Raw genomic sequence first — 17,793 nt, forward strand, 5'->3', positions numbered from 1 at the left:
CATGCTGCGGGTCGCTGTTCCCAACAAAGGCGCGTTGAGCGAGTCGGCCGCCGAGATCCTGTCCGAGGCTGGATACCGGCGTCGGCGCGATCCCAAGGATCTGACGGTCGTCGACAACAACAACAACGTCGAGTTCTTCTTTTTGCGGCCGAAGGACATCGCCGTCTACGTCGGGTCCGGTCAGCTCGATCTCGGCATCACCGGGCGTGACCTGGCCGCGGATTCGGACGCACCGGTGCGTGAGCGGTTGTCGCTCGGTTTCGGAAATTCCACCTTTCGCTACGCCGCGCCTGCGGGCCGGGAGTGGACGACGGCGGACCTCGCGGGCAAGCGGATCGCCACGTCGTTTCCCAACCTGGTGCGCAAAGACCTGACGGCACAAGGAATCGATGCCACCGTGATCCGGCTCGACGGGGCGGTGGAGATCTCGATCCAGCTCGGTGTCGCCGACGTCATCGCCGACGTGGTGGGCTCGGGCCGCACGCTGGGGCTGCACGATCTGGTGGCCTTCGGTGCGCCGCTGTGTGATTCGGAGGCGGTGCTGATCGAACGTGACGGTGCCTCGGACGAGAACGCGGCCGCGCGGGACCAGCTGACCGCCCGAGTGCAGGGCGTGGTCTTCGGTCAGCAGTATCTGATGCTCGACTATGACTGCCCGCGTGCGGTTTTGGACGACGCCATGGCGGTCACCCCGGGGCTGGAATCGCCGACCATCGCGCCGCTGGCCGATCCAGAATGGGCGGCCGTGCGAGCCCTGGTCCCGCGCCGCGACGTCAACTCCATCATGGATGAGCTCGCGGCCATCGGCGCCAAGGCGATTCTCGCCTCTGACATCCGGTTCTGCCGCTTCTGATCATCCGGTGCCCGGACGCGCTGCGTGTTAGCGTCCGGGCATGACCCATTTCCTCGTTCTGCTGCTGGCGCTGCTCATCGGGGTGGTGGCCGGGCTGCGGGCGTTGACCCCGCCCGCCGTGGTGGCGTGGGCCGCGGCGTTGCACTGGATCAATCTGGACGGCACCTGGGCGCAGTGGTTGGCCCATCCCATCACCGTCACTGTGCTGACCATTCTTGCTGTGGTCGAGCTCATTACCGATCAGCTCCCCAAGACGCCCAGTCGTAAAACCCCGGTCCAGTTCCTCGCGAGGCTGATCGTCGGTGCGTTCGCCGGGGCGGTGATCGGCACGGCCTGGGGGTACACCTTCGGCGGACTCGGTGCCGGCATGATCGGTGCGGTGCTGGGAACGCTGGGCGGCTACGAGGCCCGGACCCGCCTGGTCGCCGCCACGGGCGGCCGCGATCTGCCGGTCGCCCTGGTGGAGGATGTCGTCGCGGTGGTGGGCGGCTTCGCGGTCGCGGCGCTCACCGCGGTGGTGTAGCCATGGCGGAGCCAGAGCGGTTCGACGCCATCATCGTTGGTGCCGGGCAGGCCGGCCCGTCGCTGGCCGGGCGCCTCACCACAGCAGGCAGCACCGTCGCCGTGATCGAACGCAAACTGGTGGGCGGTACGTGTGTGAACACCGGCTGTATTCCCACCAAGACCTTGGTGGCCAGCGCCCATGCCGCGCACCTGGCCCGCCGGGGCGCCGAATACGGGGTCAGCACAGGCGAAGTCACCGTCGACATGGTCAAGGTGAAGGCCCGCAAGGACGGCATCATCGGGGACGACCGGCACGGGGTGGAGGCCTGGTTGGAGGGCATGGACGGGGCGTCGCTCATCCGCGGCCACGCCCGGTTCGTCGATCCGCACACCATGGAGGTCGACGGTCGGCTGCTGCGTGCGGATCGGATCTTCCTCAACGTGGGCGGCCGCGCCGTGGCTCCCGATTTCCCGGGCCTGGCCGACATCGACTATCTGACCAATGTCGGGATCCTGGAACTGGATTCGGTGCCCGAGCACCTCGTGATCATCGGCGGCAGCTACATCGCTCTGGAGTTCGCTCAGATGTACCGCCGCTTCGGCGCGAGGGTCACCGTCGTCGAGCGGGGCCCGCGGCTGACCTCACGGGAGGACGAGGATATCTCGGCCGCGATCAAGGACATCCTCGAAGCCGAGGGCATCGACATCGTGCTCAATGCGACCGGCATCCGCTTTGCCAAGCGAGACAACGGTTTTGAGGTTGTCCCGGCCGACGGCGCGGCGCCGATCGCGGGAACGCACCTGCTGGTGGCGGTCGGCCGGGTGCCCAACACCGACGATCTCGGCCTGGAGAACGCCGGTGTGCAGACCGACAAGCGCGGTTACATCGTGGTGGACGACGAGTTGCGCACCAGCGTCGAGCACATCTGGGCCATGGGGGACTGTAACGGCAAGGGCGCGTTCACCCATACCTCCTACAACGACTACGAGATCGTGGCGGCCAATCTGCTCGACGACGATCCGCGCCGGGTCAGCGATCGCGTTCCCACTTATGCGCTGTTCATCGATCCGCCGCTGGGGCGGGCCGGGCTGACCGTCGACCAGGTGCGGGCGTCAGGACGAAAAGCGTTGGTGGCCAAGCGCCCGATGACCCGGGTGGGTCGCGCGGTGGAGAAGGGGGAGACGCAGGGCTTCATGAAAGTGGTGGTCGACGCCGAGACCGAGGAGATTCTCGGTGCGGCCGTTCTCGGCGTCGGTGGCGACGAGGTCATCCACAGCATCCTCGACGTCATGACCGCCAAGCTGCCCTACACCGCCATCTCCCGCACCATGCACATCCATCCGACGGTCAGTGAGCTGGTGCCGACGCTGCTGCAGGACTTGCAGCCGCTGGACTGAGGCTGCGGCCGATGTTCAATTGGCGGGTCACCAGTGCCACGCGCGCCCCGAGATGACGGCACGTGGCGACGTCGGCGGGGTGCACCTGATCGGGGTTGGCGTCCACGTTGGTCTGAGCGCCTGCCCCCAGGAAGAAGCCGAGCCGATTGAGATCGTTCTCGCTACTGAACGAGGTATTCCAGCCGGGTGCCAAACCCAGGTTCACCCAGTGCATCCGGTGCTGGGCGGCGAGGACCGCCAGTGAACTGAGCGTGTTCAGCTTGTCGCCGCTCTTGCCTCCGGAGTTCGTGAAGCCCGCCGCGACCTTGTCCCGCCAGGTGCCGTCGACGCAGCGCCGTCCGGTCTTCTCGGCGAACGCCTGGAACCCGGCCGACACGTTGCCCATATAGGTGGGGGTGCCGAAGATCATGGCGTCGACGTTGTCGAGGAGGTCCCACTGGGCCTCGGTGATGGTGTCGACCACGACGAGAGTGACGTCGGCTCCGGCGTCGACCGCACCGGCGGCCACCGCGTCGGCCAGGGTCGCGGTGTGCCCGAAACCCGAGTGGTAAACGACCGCCACGGTGGGCGCTGCGATATCGGAACCGTTGTGAGACATGACTATTCCCCTTCCCATTGCTGACCTAACGCCGCTGCCACTTCTTGATAGCGCTGCCCCCAGTCGGGGAGTTCGTTGCCTGCCAGGTGAGCTTCCAGCCGGTCCAGGTAGGCGTGGGTGCCGGGATGGAAACCCTGGCCGTCGCGGGCGGTGAGACCGCGGTGGCTGAACCGCAGCAGGGTGCCGTCGCCATCCGGGCTGAGTTCGTACCGCACGACGCCGGCTTCGGGGGCCGACAACACGGCCTGGTTCCACTCGTGCTCGAAAACCCTTGGCGGGTCCCACACCCTGATCCGGCCGGTCATCTTCTTCTGCTGAGGCGGGATCGGTGGCGAATGCGGGATCATCTCGATCGTGCCGCCTTCCCGCGCGTCGATCGTCGTTTCTCCCATCCATTGGTTGCGCTGCGCGGGCTCGGTGATCGCGGCCCACACCGCCTCGACCGGATAGGGCAGGCGTCGCTCGAAGTTCAGCGCGGCCCGATCGCCTTCGACGGTGAGTTTTCCTTCGCGGCTGGTCATTTGGTCTCCTTGTGGGTCGTTTCGAGGTGACGTTCCAGGGCGTCGAGGTGGTTGGTCCAGTAGCGGCGGTACCGCTCGATCCACGCATCGATCTGCACCAGGCCGTCGGCGCGCAGCGCGTAGATGCGCCGCTGCGCGTCGGGCCGGACCTCGACCAGGCCGACCTCACGCAGCACCTTGAGGTGGCGTGACACGGTCGGCTGGGTCAGTCCGGGCAGGGTGGCGACCAGCTCACCGGCAGTGCGCTCGCCGTCGGTGAGCGCGTCGAGTAGGGCGCGTCTGCTGGGTTCGGCGACGGCCTCGAAGACGTCCATGCATCGAGTATTGCACTCTGTCTATATAGATGCAAACGCATATAGGTAGTCGTCCGGGTGCCTGGCGACGTCGGTCGTCGGCACGTCACACTGGCTGGGTGGTTCATGACGATCCGGAACTGCAGGACGCGATCTCCCGCTACGCGCAGCGATACCGGCCCAAGCCTCGCAGGGGACAGGCGGCGCTGACGGTGGCGCTGGTGGTGCTGCACGCGGCGCTCGTCGTCGAGACTTGGCTGTCCTGGTTGCGGATGGCGCAGGCGCTCGAGATGTGCATTGCCGACATCTGCGGGTACCCCGCCGCGGTTGACCGCACCTTCTGGGTGGCGATACCCGCCGGCGCCGCACTGCTCGTCATCGATCTGGCGGTGACGGCCTACCTGATGTTCCGTCGGCGCCGCGCCTTCGTGGTGCCGATCGCAGGTTGTTGCGTCCAATTGGCGCTGTTCGCGGTGACCGCCCTGCTCCTCGCCGATGCCGGATCCGCCTGACGTCAGCGCCGCAGTACCAGCAGGGTCTGTGCTGAGGTGCCGATAAACCCTTGCCGGTCAAAGAGTTCCGCGGTCGTCACGCCGACGCCGTCAGGTCCGATGGAGCCCCGTGCGCGCAGGGCGAAGTCGGATCCGATCGGCAGCCGGTGCAGGTGCACCGCGGTGTCGGTGTTCATGAAGACGAACTTGTCGGGATCCAACGCGGCGCCTGCACCGTTCGCGGAATCCACCACGAGAGCCAACCGCTGAACCGCCGTGGTCTCTTCGTCATCGACGACCGGGGTCAGCGCACGCAACCACACCACCGACGCCCCGGCGTCGGTACCGCGCTGGCGCCGCCAGCTCACCGTCTCCAGATAGCCCGCCGCGCCCTCCCAGTCGTGCGCCACATCGGTCTGCTGCCCTTCGACCAGCGGGGCGAAGCGATCCGTGGCCACATCGCTGGTGTCCCCGGTGGCCAGCAGCCACGCGCTCACCCTGGCCACCGCGCGCCACTGCCCGTCAGGCCGTTGTGCGGACATCTCGGCGATCGCCAGCGATATCCGGGCGCCCGGGCGGTCGACCCAGGCCCGGACCCGCAGCGGCGCAACAGGTATGGCGCCGAGGATGTCCAGCGTCAAGCGGCCGATGCGCAGACCCGACGGAGCCATCAACTCCTCGATGGCCTTGGTCAACAAGGCCAGGGGAGGCGAGCCGTGCTGGATCGCCGGATCCCAGTTGCTTCGGGTGTCGGCGGTGGACTCGAACAGTTGGAATTCGCCGTCGGCGGAGAGCCGACGGTAGTGGCAGCCGATCATGCCGCGGGCTCTGTCGGGGCCGGTGACTGCTCGGGCCAGCCCGGGTACGGCGGCGGGGTGCCACCGAACGCGGGGCACAGGGCCTGATGCGCACACCACGAACACAGCCGCGACGGGTTGGGCCGGAAATCGCCTGTGGCGCCGGCTGTTTGGATCGCGCGCCAGATCGCCATCAGGGTGCGCTCGAACCGGAGCAGTTCGTCGGCGTCGGGCGAATAGTCGAGTACCTGACCGTCGGCGAGGTACACCAGGCGCAGTCGGGCCGGCATGACGTTGCGCGACCGCAACAGCGCGACCGCGTAGAACTTCATCTGGAACATCGCCTTGAACTCGGCCATGGTGCGCGCCGCGGGCGGCGCCTTGCCGGTCTTGTAGTCCACCACGCGCAGCTCACCGGTCGGCGCGACGTCGATGCGGTCGACGAACCCCCGCAGCAGCGTGCCGTCGGTCAGCTCGACATCGATGCGCAGCTCGCAGCTGTCCGGGTCGAACCGCGTCGGATCCTCCAACCGGTAGTAACCCGACAGGAGCGCCCGCGCCTCCTCGAAGAGAGTGGGGGACACGGTCTCCGCGAGTTCCGGCTCCGCGGCCACCACCTGGGCCCAGGCGGGCTCGACGAGCGCCAGCGCGGTGTCGTGTACCCGCTCGGCCGCAGGCAGCCCGTACAGCTGCTCCAGGGCCGCGTGGACCAGTGATCCGCGCAGCTGCGCCGGTGACCGCGGCTCGGGCAGCCGGTCGATGGCCCGGAAGCGGTACAGCAGCGGGCATTGCTTGAAATCGCTGGCCCGGGATGGCGAGAGCGCCGGCCTGCGCAGCGGCCCGGCCGGCTCGGCAAGCGTGGTTGCCGCCGTCACCTCACTCATACCGGCAGCCTATGACCGGGCTCCGACAATTTTGCGGCAACCCGCGCACCCGGCGCGGCGGGGCTACTGGCAGGCTGGTTGACCGTGCCAAGGACCGGACCGTTCGCCGTGGGTGACCGCGTGCAGCTCACCGACGCCAAGGGCAGGCACTACACGATGGTGCTGACGCCGGGCGGCGAATTCCACACCCACCGCGGGATCATCTCCCTCGACGGGGTGATCGGCCTGCCGGAGGGCAGCGTCGTCAAATCCACGAACGGTGACCAGTTCCTGGTGCTGCGCCCGTTGCTGGTCGACTACGTGATGTCGATGCCGCGCGGCGCGCAGGTGATCTACCCCAAGGACGCGGCACAGATCGTGCACGAGGGGGACATCTTTCCCGGCGCGCGCGTGCTGGAGGCCGGTGCTGGATCGGGCGCGCTGACGTGTTCGCTGCTGCGCGCTGTCGGGCCGGGCGGCACCGTGATCTCCTACGAGCTCCGCGACGACCACGCCGTGCATGCCGAACGCAACGTCGTCACGTTCTTCGGTGAGCGGCCCGAGAACTGGGACCTGGTCATCGCCGACCTGTCGGACTACAACGGTCCCGAGGTGGACCGGGTGGTGCTCGATATGCTCGCGCCGTGGGAGGTGCTGCCCACGGTCGCGCAGGCGCTCGTTGCCGGCGGCGTGCTGATGGTCTACGTCGCGACCGTCACCCAACTGTCCCGTGTCGTGGAGGCGCTGCGCGAGCAGCAGTGCTGGACCGAGCCGCGGGCGTGGGAAAGCATGCAGCGGGGCTGGCACGTGGTGGGCCTGGCAGTGCGTCCGCAACACACCATGCGGGGGCACACCGCCTTTCTGGTCAGCGTGCGCAAATTGGCCCCGGGCGCTGTGGCGCCCATGCCGCTGCGGCGCAAGCGTCAGCTCGGCGGCAGCGTCTAGGAGCGCGCCCGTCAGTCTTCGCTGCGGCTCAGGCCACGGCGGGTGGACAGCAGGTCGACCTCCGGGCGGGCCGCCACGAGCCGCTCGGCGGCGTCGAGCACGTCGACCACGTGGGAATGGTCCCCGGCCACGACCGCGATACCGATCCCGGCGCGACGGTGCAGCTCATGGGCGCCGGTCTCGGCGGCCGACACGGCGAACCGGCGATGCAACTCGGCGATGATCGGTCGGATCACCGACCGCTTCTGCTTGAGCGAGCGGACATCACCGAGCAGCAGATCGAATTCCAGCCAGCCGATCCACATCCGAGGACTCAGGGGGTCGGCGTCGGGGGAACCGGCGTCGGAGAAGCCGGCTCGGGAGTGGCGGTGCGGCCGAGTTCCAGCAGCATGTCGGCGGTATGTCGGGTCAGCAGCCAGTCCGTGCCGTGCGGCGTGAACTCCATCGGGAAGCTGAACTGCTTGCCCTGGCCATTGGCGGACGGCGTCGTGACCGTGATGGTGGCGACCACGTTGCCCGCGGTCGATTGTGACCAGGCCAGATCCTTGGCCTCGAAGTCCAGCGGGGTGAAACCGTAATCGGCGAGCGCCCGGCCGAACTTGTCGAGGGCCGCGGCGTCGTCGGAGGTCGAATGCTCCACGAGGCCGACCTTGTTGGCGCCAGGGACATTCACGTCGGCCAGCCGGTACAGCACGCCGGTCAGCGCGTCCGGCGCGGGCAGCGGCGCTGCCGGAGGAGGCGCAGGCGTGATCAGCGAGCTGGTCGCCGGGGGCGGCGGCGCGGCCGCAGGGCGTTCGTCGTTACTGCACCCTGACAGCCCAAGTGCCGCCACACATGTGGCGGCACTCAGGACTGCGATGCGGATCAATTAACCGTCAGTTGACCGACGACAGCAGGTTCATGGCCGAGGCCTTGGAGATCTGCCAGCCGGTGGGGCTCGGGCCGGCCACGAACTGGATGTTCTGGGTGGCGGTTCCGCCGAGGTTCGACGTCGCGGTGACATCGGCGGTCGCAACGCCGCCCTCATCGTCGATGTTGGCAACGCTGAAGGTCAGCGGGAACTTGCCTTCGGCTGCGGCCCGGCTGTAAGCGCGGTCCGCGGCGATGCTCTCGATCCGGCCGATGCCGCCCTGGATGTAGGCAGCCTTACCGCTGAACGAACCACCGGTGGCCAGCGCCTGCAGCGTCTGGGTCAGGGCGGTCTGCAGCTCCGGCGCGGGGGCCTGCGGCAGCGGCGCGTCGAACACGACCGGCTGCACGGCCGGAGCGGACGAGAGGGTGCTGGATGCAATGGACGTCACACCTGCCGCGGCACCGCCCACGACAGCGGCCGCTCCTGCGGCTGCGACAAAGCCGGTAACGAGGGATTTCAGGGTCACGACATTCCTTTCGATCGGACCAACTCAGACAAGAGGCTAACAGTGGCGCTGGTGTGTCGAGTTCCTAGACCACACACAAAGGCTGAATCGCCGGTAGCGTTGAAGTTGTTACTGCACCAACTTCCGGTGCGGGAGGGAGCGCAAGATGAGCGAGTCAGAGCGTTCGGACGGTTTCGCCGAGGGCTACCAGGGTGGCCACTCGGCGCCGGGATCCAGCGAAGAAGCCGCCGAGCTGGAATCGTTGCGCCGCGAGGCCGCAATCCTGCGCGAGCAACTGGAAAATGCGGTAGGTCCGCAGAGCGGTTTGCGCAGTGCCCGCGACGTGCATCAGCTCGAGGCACGGATCGACTCGCTGGCCGCGCGCAATGCCAAGTTGATGGACACCCTCAAGGAGGCCCGTCAGCAGCTGCTTGCGCTGCGTGAGGAGGTCGACCGGCTGGGTCAGCCGCCGAGCGGTTACGGCGTGCTGCTGTCGACCCACGACGACGACACCGTCGACGTGTTCACCTCCGGCCGCAAGATGCGGTTGACGTGCTCGCCCAACATCGAGACGGCCACGCTCAAGCAGGGCCAGACCGTGCGGCTCAACGAGGCCCTCACGGTCGTCGAGGCAGGCAGCTTCGAGGCGGTCGGCGAGATCAGCACGTTGCGCGAGATCCTGGACGACGGACACCGCGCCCTGGTGGTCGGTCACGCCGACGAGGAGCGCATCGTGTGGCTGGCCGAGCCCTTGGTGGCCTTCAGCGAGCTGCCCGAGGATTCGGGTCTGCTGGTCGACGACGGCCGGCCGCGCAAGCTGCGCCCTGGCGACTCGCTGCTCGTCGACACCAAGGCCGGGTACGCGTTCGAACGCATCCCCAAGGCTGAGGTCGAGGACCTGGTGCTGGAGGAGGTGCCCGACGTCAGCTACCTCGACATCGGTGGCCTGAGCCGGCAGATCGAGCAGATCCGCGACGCCGTCGAGCTGCCGTTCCTGCACAAGGAGCTCTACAAGGAGTACTCGCTGCGTCCGCCCAAGGGCGTGCTCCTCTACGGTCCTCCCGGCTGCGGTAAGACGCTGATCGCCAAGGCCGTGGCCAACTCGCTGGCCAAGAAGATGGCGGAGGTGCGTGGCGACGACGCGCGCGACGCGAAGAGCTACTTCCTCAACATCAAAGGCCCCGAGCTGCTCAACAAGTTCGTCGGTGAGACCGAACGGCACATCCGGCTGATCTTCCAGCGGGCCCGGGAGAAGGCCTCCGAGGGCACCCCGGTGATCGTGTTCTTCGACGAGATGGACTCGATCTTCCGCACCCGTGGCACGGGAGTCAGCTCCGATGTCGAGACCACCGTTGTGCCTCAGTTGCTTTCGGAGATCGATGGTGTCGAGGGCCTGGAGAACGTCATCGTCATCGGTGCATCCAACCGTGAGGACATGATCGATCCGGCGATCCTGCGGCCCGGCCGGCTGGACGTCAAGATCAAGATCGAGCGCCCGGACGCCGAATCGGCGCAGGACATCTTCAGCAAGTACCTCACCGAGGACCTGCCGGTCCATGCCGACGACCTGACCGAGTTCGGTGGCGACCGCGCCGCGTGCATCAAGGCGATGATCGAGAAGGTCGTCGACCGGATGTACGCCGAGATCGACGACAACCGGTTCCTGGAGGTCACCTACGCCAACGGTGACAAGGAAGTCATGTACTTCAAGGACTTCAACTCCGGCGCGATGATCCAGAACGTGGTGGACCGGGCGAAGAAGAACGCGATCAAGGCGGTGCTCGAGACGGGCCAGCCGGGCCTGCGCATCCAGCATCTGCTCGACTCGATCGTCGACGAGTTCGCCGAGAACGAGGATCTGCCCAACACCACCAATCCCGATGACTGGGCCCGCATCTCGGGCAAGAAGGGCGAGCGGATCGTGTACATCCGCACGCTGGTCACCGGGAAGAGCTCGAGTGCGTCGCGGGCGATCGATACCGAGTCGAACCTGGGTCAGTACCTGTAGCGGATGTCGTCGCGCCCGCCAGGGCCCGGTAGCCGGCGTTGCACAGCCACTCCACCGGGCCCCGGCGAAGCCGCAGATCGGCAGACGTCATGACGCCACGTCAAGCGTCTGCTGAGCCGATCGCCGCCGCGACGGCGCGCAGTTCCTCGAGCACCGCGCCGACGGCGGGCCGTGCCGCGGCCCCGGATCGGGTGACGGCCTCGACGCGGCGAGCCACGGTGATGTCGGTGACCGGCAACCGGACGAGCGGCCGGGTCAGCAACACGTAGCGCGGCATCAGCGCGATACCGAGACCCGCGTGGACCAGTTCTTCCACGACGCGGAAGTCGTTGACCCGCTGCGTGATATGTGGTTTCACGCTGGTCAGCAGCGCGATCGAGTTGAGGACGTCGTCGACCATGAGGCCGCCCTCCACACCGATCCAGTGTTCGTCGGTCAGCTCGGTCAGCCGGACCCGATCTTGGCGGGCCAGCCGGTGGTCGGCAGCCATCACCACATCGAGTGGTTCACGCAACAGCTCGGTCGCGGTGAAACGCGGTTCCCAGTCCGAGGTGTCGCGCTCATCGCGGTGGACGACCACGATGTCGAACTCGGCGAGTTGTTGCGGGGCGCGGGATGCCGGGACGTCGATGTCGCGGCCGCGTACCTCGACACCGCGGTCACGGGCTCGAACGATCAACGGAACCAACAACATCGCCGCGCCCGATGGAAAGAACGACACACTGACCGTGCCTCGTGGCGACGTCCGGTAGGCGTCCATCTCCGCGCGGGCACGCTCGAGTGCGGCCAGCACGGAGTCCGCGTGGCCCACGAGTACCCGACCGGCGTCGGTGAGCCGGACTCTGCGGCCTGCCGGCTCGATCAGCGCTACACCCGCCTCGCGCTGAAGGATCTTGAGTTGTTGGGACACCGCCGACGGCGTCATGGACAGCACGTCGGCCACGGCGGCAACGGTGCCGTGATCGGCCAGTTCGCGCAGCATCCGTAGCCGGCCCGCATCCATGAAGAAATTCTACATATATATGACAGAATCGTTAGCTTGACTGAAGTGATGGTGGGCCACAGGCTGGACGCATGCCCAACCGGACCGCCGACCTCGCGCTGCTCGGTGTCGCCGTGGTGTGGGGTTCCAGTTACCTCGCGACCAAAGAGCTGGCGAGCGGCGACACCGTATTCGCCGTGTTGGCACTGCGGTTCGTCATCGCCGTGGCAGCGCTGGCGGTGTTGGCCGGGTCCAGGTTGCGACGCATCACGCCAGAAGAACTGGCGTCCGGCATGCTGTGTGGCGTCGTTCTGTGGGCCGTCTACTCGTGCGAAACCTACGGTGTGACCCGTACGTCGGCGTCCAACGCGGGTCTGTTGATGGCGTTGACGATCGTCGTCACGCCGCTGCTGTGCGGCGCGCGCAGTGTCCCGGCCCGGTTCTATGCCGCCGGCGCGACGGCGGTGGCGGGGTGTGTATTGCTCACGCAGTCACAGGGTTTCGGGCCGCCCGGCGTCGGTGACGTGGTGATCGGCGCAGCGGCTGTGCTGCGGGCCGGGCATGTGGCCCTGCTGGGCCGGATGACGGCGGGCCGCGAGCTCGACGTCACCCGGATGGCTCTGGTGCAGCTGATGACCGTCGCGATTCTCTCGGTGAGCTTGGCCAGCGCCACCGGGGAGCCGGTGGACACCATCGCGCTCGGCATGCGTCGCGGTGACTGGCTGGTGTTGCTGTATCTGGCGTTGGCGTGCACGGTGTTCGCGTTCGTCGTGCAGGTGCGCGCCGTGCAACGGAGCACGCCCGCGCGGGTGAGCCTGCTGCTGGGAACCGAACCGCTGTGGGCCGCCGTGATCGGTGCCGCGGTGGCGTCCGATCCGGTCACCGTGGCGGGAGTTTGCGGTGCGGCGTTGGTGGTGTGCGGTGCGGTATGGGGTCAGCGGGTGCTGGCACCGGTCGATGGGCCGGCGGCGCGCGACGAGAGTCGCGTCCTGCCGGGCTGATATTCGGTGCCGGCCGGTGTCGAAATGCCATCGAATTCAGCCGCCGGAATTCCACGATATCCGCATTTATTGACGGGGCGTAAAAATGGTCTCTTTCCCGCGAAAATGGTGCGATTATGCCGGTTTTCGCCTCATTTTTCCGGGTCGACCGGTGTCCTTTGGCGCGGGTTCGCGAGGACCGATGGGCGATTATAACGATTTGATAACGGTGGTGAAGTTCACCCGATGGTCGGTGGCTGCGGGATAATCGCAGCTCAGCGCCGGTGCACAGCAGACTCCCAGAGGTGCCCGGGCATGTCGGTCGGCTTGATCAACCACCCCCGGTGTGCTTACGGTCGGAGCACCGATGACTTGAACTGATGACTATTGATGACTGTTCGGTGGTGACTTCTAACTCGATATGCACGTTTACAACAGCGCCCCGCCGCGTGTCAGCGCAGAGCCGGGACGAGATCCGTGGGGCCCAGATGCCCGCAGCGAATTACTGCGTCCGCCACGTGCCGACGACGCGATGGCGATCCGCGACCTGGCCGCACAAACTCAGGTGCTCGATCTGAACTCGACGTACGCCTACCTGCTGCTGGCAACCGATTTCGCTGCCACCTCGATCGTGGCCGAACATGATGGCGACCTGCGAGGGTTCATCACCGGCTACCACCCGCCGCCACGACCGGACGTACTGTTCGTCTGGCAGGTCGCCGTGGCTCCGTCGGAGCAGGGCAGCGGGTTGGCCAGCGCGATGATCGATGCGCTGGTGCAGCGGGTCCGGGCTGACCGGCGGGGTCATCCGATCACCGTCGAAGCGACTGTCTCGCCGGACAATTCGGCCTCCCGCGCATTCTTCGGTGCCTTCGCGCGCCGCAACGGCGTCGCGCTCGTGGAGGAGCCGTACTTCGGCGGTGAACTGCTCGCCGCCGACCTCAGCCACGAGGACGAGCCGATCCTGCGGATCGGCCCGATCGCCGCACCACTGCCCAACTGATTGACCGGGCCGCGGCCGCCGAATCTGTACGGCCAAGGTGCCCAACCGAATTCCCCAATTTAATCCATTTGAACCGATCGGAAGGATTTCCCTTGCTGCTCGCCGAAACCGCACCCCTGACCGAGGATCGTCTGCCTGATGTGTTCTCCTCGGTGGAGTCCGAGGTTCGCAGCTATTGCCGTGGCTGGCCGACGGTGATGCAGAGCGCCAGCGACTCCTGGGTGACCGACACCGAAGGGCGGCGCTACATCGATTTCTTCGCAGGTGCGGGCGCGCTGAACTACGGCCACAACAACCCCCTGCTCAAGGCTCCGTTGCTGGACTACCTGGCCTCTGACGGGATCGTGCACTCGCTCGATATCGCCACCGAAGCCAAACAGCGCTTCCTGGAGACCTTTTCGCGGGTGATCCTGGAGCCGCGCGGTCTGGACTTCAAAGTGCAGTTCCCCGGACCGACGGGAGCCAATGCCGTCGAGTCGGCCCTCAAACTGGCCCGTAAGGTCACGGGTCGCGAATCAATTGTCAGCTTCACCAACGCCTTTCACGGTATGACTCTCGGCGCCCTATCGGTGACCGGCAATTCGATGAAGCGGGCCGGCGCCGGCATTCCGCTGGTCCACGCCACCCCCATGCCGTACGACAACTACTTCGGTGGGGTCACCGAGGACTTCCACTGGTTCGAGCGGGTTCTCGACGATTCGGGCAGCGGTCTGAACCGTCCCGCGGCGGTGATCGTGGAAACCGTGCAGGGCGAAGGCGGATTGAACGTCGCTCGCATCGAGTGGCTGCAGGCGCTGTCGGACCTGTGCCGCACCCGTGACATCCTGCTGATCGTCGACGACGTCCAAATGGGCTGCGGCCGTACCGGTCCGTTCTTCAGCTTCGAAGCCGCGGGCATCGTTCCCGACATCGTCACCCTGTCGAAGTCGATCAGCGGCTACGGCCTGCCGATGGCCTTGACCCTGTTCCGCAGGGATCTGGATGTCTGGGCGCCGGGTGAGCACAACGGCACTTTCCGCGGCCACAACCCGGCGTTCATCACCGCCACCAAGGCGCTCGAAACCTATTGGGAAACACCCGAGTTCTCCCAGGAGACGATCCGCAAGGGCGAGCTGGTGCGGGCCCGCCTCGACGACATCGAGCAGCGCCACCGCGGCGTCAGCGCCCGCGGACGAGGCATGGCGCAGGGGTTGAAATTCGACGATGCCGACCAGGCCGCGAAGGTGTGCCGCACCGCGTTCGACCTCGGCGTGCTGATGGAGACCAGCGGTCCCTCCGATGAGGTCGTCAAGCTGCTGCCACCACTGACCACGTCCGAACCCGACCTGCAGAAGGGTCTGGACATTCTCGACGAATCCGTTTCCGCAACCCTGAACTGAGGAGCAAGACACCCAATGATCGTGCGTACCACCGCCGAGATCACCGGCACCGACCGCGATGTCGCCGACGCCAACTGGCGGTCCAAGAGGATCATCCTGGCCGGCGACGGCGTCGGATTCTCCTTCCACGAGACGACCATCAATGCGTCGTCGGTCAGCGAGTTCCACTACCAGCACCATGTCGAGGCGGTGTGGGTTGTTGAGGGCACCGGCACTTTGACCAACTTGGAGACCGGCGAGAACCATCCGCTCGGGCCGGGCACCATGTATCTGCTCAACGGCCATGAGCGCCACCGCGTCACCACTGAGACGCAGATGCGCATGCTGTGCGTGTTCAACCCGCCGGTGACCGGGCAGGAAGTGCACGACGAGACCGGCGCGTACCCGGCGCCGCAGTCGGTCGCATGAGCGACCCCTATCCCACCCGGCTCGATCACGCCATCGCGCCGATCCCACGTCACGAACCCGCGGTGTGGGGCACCGAGTCCGACGGGCCGCTCGTCCAACAGCAGCTGGATTGGTTCGCCGCACAGGGATATCTGGTGCGGCCGGACACCGTCTCCGACGACCGGCTGCCTGCGCTGCGTCACGAATTGGACCGCATCGCAGCCGATCTGGACGCCGACGACCCGCGGGTGATCCGGGAGCCAGGTGGATCCATCCGGTCGATCTTCGAGCCGCATCTGCTCAGTGAGCTTGTCGCCCAGGTGGTTCGGCTCGACACCGTGCTGCCGGTCGCGCGTCAGCTGCTGGGCAGCGACGTGTACATCCACCAGGCCAGGATCAACTTGATGCCCGGCTTCACCGGGACCGGTTTCTACTGGCATTCCGATTTCGAGACCTGGCATGCCGAGGACGGCATGCCCTCGATCCGGGCGGTGTCGTGTTCGATCGCGCTGACGCACAACTACCCGTTCAACGGATCGCTGATGGTGGTGCCCGGATCGCACCACACGTTCTATCCGTGTGTTGGTGCCACGCCGGACAACAATCACGACACGTCACTCGTGGCCCAGAACGTCGGCGTCCCCGACGAGACGACGCTCACCAAGGCCGTCGACCACGACGGGATCGACCAGTTCACCGGCCCGCCGGGATCGGCGCTGTGGTTCGATGCGAACCTGCTGCACGGCTCGGGCTCCAACATCACGCCGTTGCCGCGGTCCAACATCTTCCTGGTGTTCAACTCGGTGGAGAACCAACTGGGGGAGCCGTTCGCCGCGTCCCGGCGCAGGCCGGAATACCTGGCGGCCCGGCGCGCAGAGCGCGTCACCTAGGCTGGACATATGCAACGGATTATCGGAACTGAGGTCGAGTACGGCATATCCTCGCCCTCCGATCCGACCGCCAATCCGATCTTGACGTCGACGCAGGCGGTTCTGGCGTACGCGGCAGCCGCCGGTATCCAGCGGGCCAAGCGCACGCGGTGGGACTACGAGGTCGAATCACCGCTGCGCGACGCCCGCGGGTTCGACCTGTCCCGCGCGTCGGGCCCGCCGCCGATCGTCGACGCCGACGAGGTCGGCGCGGCCAACATGATTCTCACCAACGGCGCCCGGCTCTACGTCGACCATGCGCACCCGGAGTACTCCGCGCCGGAGTGCACCGATCCGATGGATGCGGTGATCTGGGACAAGGCCGGTGAGCGGGTCATGGAGGCCGCGGCCCGGCACGTCGCCAGCGTTCCCGGCGCCATCAAGCTGCAGCTCTACAAGAACAACGTCGACGGCAAGGGCGCGTCGTACGGCTCGCACGAGAACTACCTGATGAGCCGGCAGACCCCGTTCACCTCCGTGATCGCGGGATTCACGCCGTTCCTGGTGTCACGGCAGGTGGTGACCGGTTCCGGCCGGGTGGGGATCGGGCCGTCGGGCGACGATCCGGGGTTCCAGCTCTCCCAGCGGGCCGACTACATCGAGGTCGAGGTCGGCCTGGAGACCACGCTCAAACGCGGCATCATCAACACCCGCGACGAGCCGCACGCCGACGCCGACAAATACCGGCGGCTGCACGTCATCATCGGTGACGCCAACCTGGCCGAGACCTCGACCTACCTCAAGCTCGGCACCAGTTCGCTGGTGCTGGACCTGATCGAGGAGGGCATCGACCTCTCCGACCTGGCGCTGGCCCGGCCGGTGCACGCAGTGCATGTGATCAGCCGCGATCCGTCGCTGCGGGCCACCGTGGCACTCGCCGACGGCCGCGAGGTGACCGCACTCGCGCTGCAGCGCATGTACCTGGACCGGGTGGCCAAACTGGTGGACACCCGCGATCCCGACCCACGGGCCAGCCACGTCGTCGAGACCTGGGCCGAGGTGCTCGACCTGCTCGAGCGCGATCCCATGGAATGCGCCGAGATCCTCGACTGGCCCGCCAAGCTGCGCCTGCTGGAAGGCTTCCGGCGGCGCGAGAACCTGGCGTGGTCGGCACCGCGGCTGCACCTGGTGGACCTGCAGTATTCCGATGTCCGGCTGGACAAGGGCCTGTACAACCGGCTGGTGGCGCGCGGTTCGATGAAGCGGCTCGTCACCGAGCAGCAGGTCCTCGATGCGGTCGACAGCCCGCCGACCGACACCCGCGCGTACTTCCGTGGTGAGTGCCTGCGCCGGTTCGGCGCCGACATCGCGGCGGCGAGCTGGGATTCGGTGATATTCGATCTCGGCGGCGATTCGCTCGTGCGGATTCCAACCCTGGAACCGCTGCGCGGCAGTAAAGCGCACGTGGGAGCGTTGCTGGACTCGGTGGACAGCGCAGTCGAGTTGGTCGAACAGCTCACAACCTGACGGGTTGTGATCCCGGGCAATTCGGGTATTGACCGGT

Annotated in this window: 21 protein-coding genes; 12 read left to right on the forward strand and 9 right to left on the reverse strand. The window is 67.0% G+C overall.

What is annotated here, in order from left to right; genetic code table 11:
* Position 1: 1 nt before the first annotated feature.
* Genes hisG through BTO20_RS14010 form a run of 3 tightly spaced genes read left to right on the forward strand, consistent with a single transcriptional unit; the run spans position 2 to position 2,755 of the window.
* Positions 2–853 (forward strand): ATP phosphoribosyltransferase, encoded by an 852-nt coding sequence (hisG, locus tag BTO20_RS14000; RefSeq protein ID WP_087076745.1) that lies wholly within the window; start codon positions 2–4, stop codon positions 851–853.
* 40 nt (positions 854–893) lie between these two features.
* Complete coding sequence (locus BTO20_RS14005) at positions 894–1,376, forward strand: DUF4126 family protein (protein ID WP_087076747.1); 483 nt, start codon at positions 894–896, stop codon at positions 1,374–1,376.
* A gap of 2 nt (positions 1,377–1,378) precedes the next feature.
* Positions 1,379–2,755, forward strand: coding sequence for an FAD-containing oxidoreductase (locus BTO20_RS14010; RefSeq protein WP_087076750.1), 1,377 nt, complete (start codon positions 1,379–1,381; stop codon positions 2,753–2,755).
* Here the strand turns inward: BTO20_RS14010 and BTO20_RS14015 are convergent.
* From BTO20_RS14015 to BTO20_RS14025, 3 genes are read right to left on the reverse strand one after another with little or no spacing between them, the layout of a single operon-like run.
* The gene (locus tag BTO20_RS14015) at positions 2,706–3,353 is read right to left on the reverse strand and encodes a flavodoxin family protein (protein WP_087076752.1); all 648 of its coding nucleotides are present in this window, start codon (positions 3,351–3,353) and stop codon (positions 2,706–2,708) included. The genes BTO20_RS14010 and BTO20_RS14015 overlap by 50 nt on opposite strands.
* 2 nt (positions 3,354–3,355) lie before the next feature.
* Entirely contained in the window at positions 3,356–3,874 is a 519-nt protein-coding gene (locus BTO20_RS14020; protein ID WP_087076754.1) for an SRPBCC family protein, read from the reverse strand.
* On the reverse strand, positions 3,871–4,188 hold the full coding sequence (locus tag BTO20_RS14025; protein ID WP_087076756.1) for an ArsR/SmtB family transcription factor: 318 nt from the start codon (positions 4,186–4,188) through the stop codon (positions 3,871–3,873). The genes BTO20_RS14020 and BTO20_RS14025 overlap by 4 nt, the downstream gene beginning before the upstream one ends.
* A 98-nt stretch (positions 4,189–4,286) precedes the next feature.
* Here BTO20_RS14025 and BTO20_RS14030 point away from each other — a divergent pair, with 98 nt between their 5' ends.
* Positions 4,287–4,679, forward strand: coding sequence for a DUF6264 family protein (locus tag BTO20_RS14030; RefSeq protein WP_087076758.1), 393 nt, complete (start codon positions 4,287–4,289; stop codon positions 4,677–4,679).
* A gap of 2 nt (positions 4,680–4,681) precedes the next feature.
* On the opposite strand, the gene BTO20_RS14035 is transcribed toward BTO20_RS14030, so the two are convergent.
* Positions 4,682–5,476, reverse strand: coding sequence for a thioesterase family protein (locus BTO20_RS14035; RefSeq protein ID WP_087076760.1), 795 nt, complete (start codon positions 5,474–5,476; stop codon positions 4,682–4,684).
* The gene (locus tag BTO20_RS14040; protein WP_087076762.1) at positions 5,473–6,339 is read right to left on the reverse strand and encodes a RecB family exonuclease; all 867 of its coding nucleotides are present in this window, start codon (positions 6,337–6,339) and stop codon (positions 5,473–5,475) included. The genes BTO20_RS14035 and BTO20_RS14040 overlap by 4 nt, the downstream gene beginning before the upstream one ends.
* An 84-nt stretch (positions 6,340–6,423) precedes the next feature.
* Here BTO20_RS14040 and BTO20_RS14045 point away from each other — a divergent pair, with 84 nt between their 5' ends.
* Positions 6,424–7,263, forward strand: a complete 840-nt coding sequence (locus BTO20_RS14045) for a tRNA (adenine-N1)-methyltransferase (protein WP_198344377.1) — start codon at positions 6,424–6,426, stop codon at positions 7,261–7,263.
* 11 nt (positions 7,264–7,274) lie between these two features.
* On the opposite strand, the gene BTO20_RS14050 is transcribed toward BTO20_RS14045, so the two are convergent.
* From BTO20_RS14050 to BTO20_RS14060, 3 genes are read right to left on the reverse strand one after another with little or no spacing between them, the layout of a single operon-like run.
* Positions 7,275–7,568 (reverse strand): DUF503 domain-containing protein, encoded by a 294-nt coding sequence (locus BTO20_RS14050; RefSeq protein ID WP_087076765.1) that lies wholly within the window; start codon positions 7,566–7,568, stop codon positions 7,275–7,277.
* A gap of 8 nt (positions 7,569–7,576) precedes the next feature.
* Positions 7,577–8,095, reverse strand: coding sequence for a hypothetical protein (locus tag BTO20_RS14055; RefSeq protein ID WP_232491136.1), 519 nt, complete (start codon positions 8,093–8,095; stop codon positions 7,577–7,579).
* A gap of 43 nt (positions 8,096–8,138) precedes the next feature.
* Positions 8,139–8,642 carry a hypothetical protein gene (locus tag BTO20_RS14060; RefSeq protein WP_087076768.1) on the reverse strand — a complete coding sequence of 168 codons (504 nt, stop codon included), beginning with the start codon at positions 8,640–8,642 and terminating at the stop codon, positions 8,139–8,141.
* Between the two features lie 145 nt (positions 8,643–8,787).
* Here BTO20_RS14060 and arc point away from each other — a divergent pair, with 145 nt between their 5' ends.
* Positions 8,788–10,629 carry a proteasome ATPase gene (gene arc / locus BTO20_RS14065; protein WP_087076770.1) on the forward strand — a complete coding sequence of 614 codons (1,842 nt, stop codon included), beginning with the start codon at positions 8,788–8,790 and terminating at the stop codon, positions 10,627–10,629.
* A gap of 100 nt (positions 10,630–10,729) precedes the next feature.
* Here arc and BTO20_RS14070 read toward each other — a convergent pair whose 3' ends face one another.
* Positions 10,730–11,632 (reverse strand): LysR family transcriptional regulator, encoded by a 903-nt coding sequence (locus BTO20_RS14070; RefSeq protein WP_087076772.1) that lies wholly within the window; start codon positions 11,630–11,632, stop codon positions 10,730–10,732.
* A 71-nt stretch (positions 11,633–11,703) separates the two neighbouring features.
* Here BTO20_RS14070 and BTO20_RS14075 point away from each other — a divergent pair, with 71 nt between their 5' ends.
* From BTO20_RS14075 to dop, 6 genes are all read left to right on the forward strand, one after another.
* On the forward strand, positions 11,704–12,612 hold the full coding sequence (locus BTO20_RS14075) for a DMT family transporter (RefSeq protein WP_087076774.1): 909 nt from the start codon (positions 11,704–11,706) through the stop codon (positions 12,610–12,612).
* 400 nt (positions 12,613–13,012) lie between these two features.
* Positions 13,013–13,594 carry a diaminobutyrate acetyltransferase gene (gene ectA / locus BTO20_RS14080; RefSeq protein ID WP_087076776.1) on the forward strand — a complete coding sequence of 194 codons (582 nt, stop codon included), beginning with the start codon at positions 13,013–13,015 and terminating at the stop codon, positions 13,592–13,594.
* A 92-nt stretch (positions 13,595–13,686) separates the two neighbouring features.
* Complete coding sequence (ectB, locus tag BTO20_RS14085; RefSeq protein ID WP_087076778.1) at positions 13,687–14,973, forward strand: diaminobutyrate--2-oxoglutarate transaminase; 1,287 nt, start codon at positions 13,687–13,689, stop codon at positions 14,971–14,973.
* 15 nt (positions 14,974–14,988) lie between these two features.
* Complete coding sequence (locus BTO20_RS14090) at positions 14,989–15,381, forward strand: ectoine synthase (protein WP_087076780.1); 393 nt, start codon at positions 14,989–14,991, stop codon at positions 15,379–15,381.
* Positions 15,378–16,250: an ectoine hydroxylase gene (gene thpD / locus BTO20_RS14095; protein ID WP_087076782.1), complete on the forward strand. Its 873-nt coding sequence runs from the start codon at positions 15,378–15,380 to the stop codon at positions 16,248–16,250. The genes BTO20_RS14090 and thpD overlap by 4 nt, the downstream gene beginning before the upstream one ends.
* A gap of 9 nt (positions 16,251–16,259) precedes the next feature.
* A complete protein-coding gene (gene dop / locus BTO20_RS14100) occupies positions 16,260–17,756 on the forward strand; it encodes a depupylase/deamidase Dop (RefSeq protein WP_087076785.1) in 1,497 nt (498 codons plus the stop codon).
* The last annotated feature ends 37 nt before the right edge of the window (positions 17,757–17,793 follow it).

This window comes from Mycobacterium dioxanotrophicus (assembly GCF_002157835.1).
GTDB lineage: Bacteria > Actinomycetota > Actinomycetes > Mycobacteriales > Mycobacteriaceae > Mycobacterium > Mycobacterium dioxanotrophicus.

Bases quoted from the DNA above. Each gene is read 5' to 3' on its own strand.
- hisG (WP_087076745.1), top strand. From the start codon at position 2: ATGCTGCGGGTCGCTGTTCCCAACAAAGGCGCGTTGAGCGAGTCGGCC.
- BTO20_RS14005 (WP_087076747.1), top strand. From the start codon at position 894: ATGACCCATTTCCTCGTTCTGCTGCTGGCGCTGCTCATCGGGGTGGTG.
- BTO20_RS14010 (WP_087076750.1), top strand. From the start codon at position 1,379: ATGGCGGAGCCAGAGCGGTTCGACGCCATCATCGTTGGTGCCGGGCAG.
- BTO20_RS14015 (WP_087076752.1), bottom strand. From the start codon at position 3,353: ATGTCTCACAACGGTTCCGATATCGCAGCGCCCACCGTGGCGGTCGTT.
- BTO20_RS14020 (WP_087076754.1), bottom strand. From the start codon at position 3,874: ATGACCAGCCGCGAAGGAAAACTCACCGTCGAAGGCGATCGGGCCGCG.
- BTO20_RS14025 (WP_087076756.1), bottom strand. From the start codon at position 4,188: ATGGACGTCTTCGAGGCCGTCGCCGAACCCAGCAGACGCGCCCTACTC.
- BTO20_RS14035 (WP_087076760.1), bottom strand. From the start codon at position 5,476: ATGATCGGCTGCCACTACCGTCGGCTCTCCGCCGACGGCGAATTCCAA.
- BTO20_RS14040 (WP_087076762.1), bottom strand. From the start codon at position 6,339: ATGAGTGAGGTGACGGCGGCAACCACGCTTGCCGAGCCGGCCGGGCCG.
- BTO20_RS14050 (WP_087076765.1), bottom strand. From the start codon at position 7,568: ATGTGGATCGGCTGGCTGGAATTCGATCTGCTGCTCGGTGATGTCCGC.
- arc (WP_087076770.1), top strand. From the start codon at position 8,788: ATGAGCGAGTCAGAGCGTTCGGACGGTTTCGCCGAGGGCTACCAGGGT.
- BTO20_RS14070 (WP_087076772.1), bottom strand. From the start codon at position 11,632: ATGGATGCGGGCCGGCTACGGATGCTGCGCGAACTGGCCGATCACGGC.
- BTO20_RS14075 (WP_087076774.1), top strand. From the start codon at position 11,704: ATGCCCAACCGGACCGCCGACCTCGCGCTGCTCGGTGTCGCCGTGGTG.
- ectA (WP_087076776.1), top strand. From the start codon at position 13,013: ATGCACGTTTACAACAGCGCCCCGCCGCGTGTCAGCGCAGAGCCGGGA.
- BTO20_RS14090 (WP_087076780.1), top strand. From the start codon at position 14,989: ATGATCGTGCGTACCACCGCCGAGATCACCGGCACCGACCGCGATGTC.
- thpD (WP_087076782.1), top strand. From the start codon at position 15,378: ATGAGCGACCCCTATCCCACCCGGCTCGATCACGCCATCGCGCCGATC.
- dop (WP_087076785.1), top strand. From the start codon at position 16,260: ATGCAACGGATTATCGGAACTGAGGTCGAGTACGGCATATCCTCGCCC.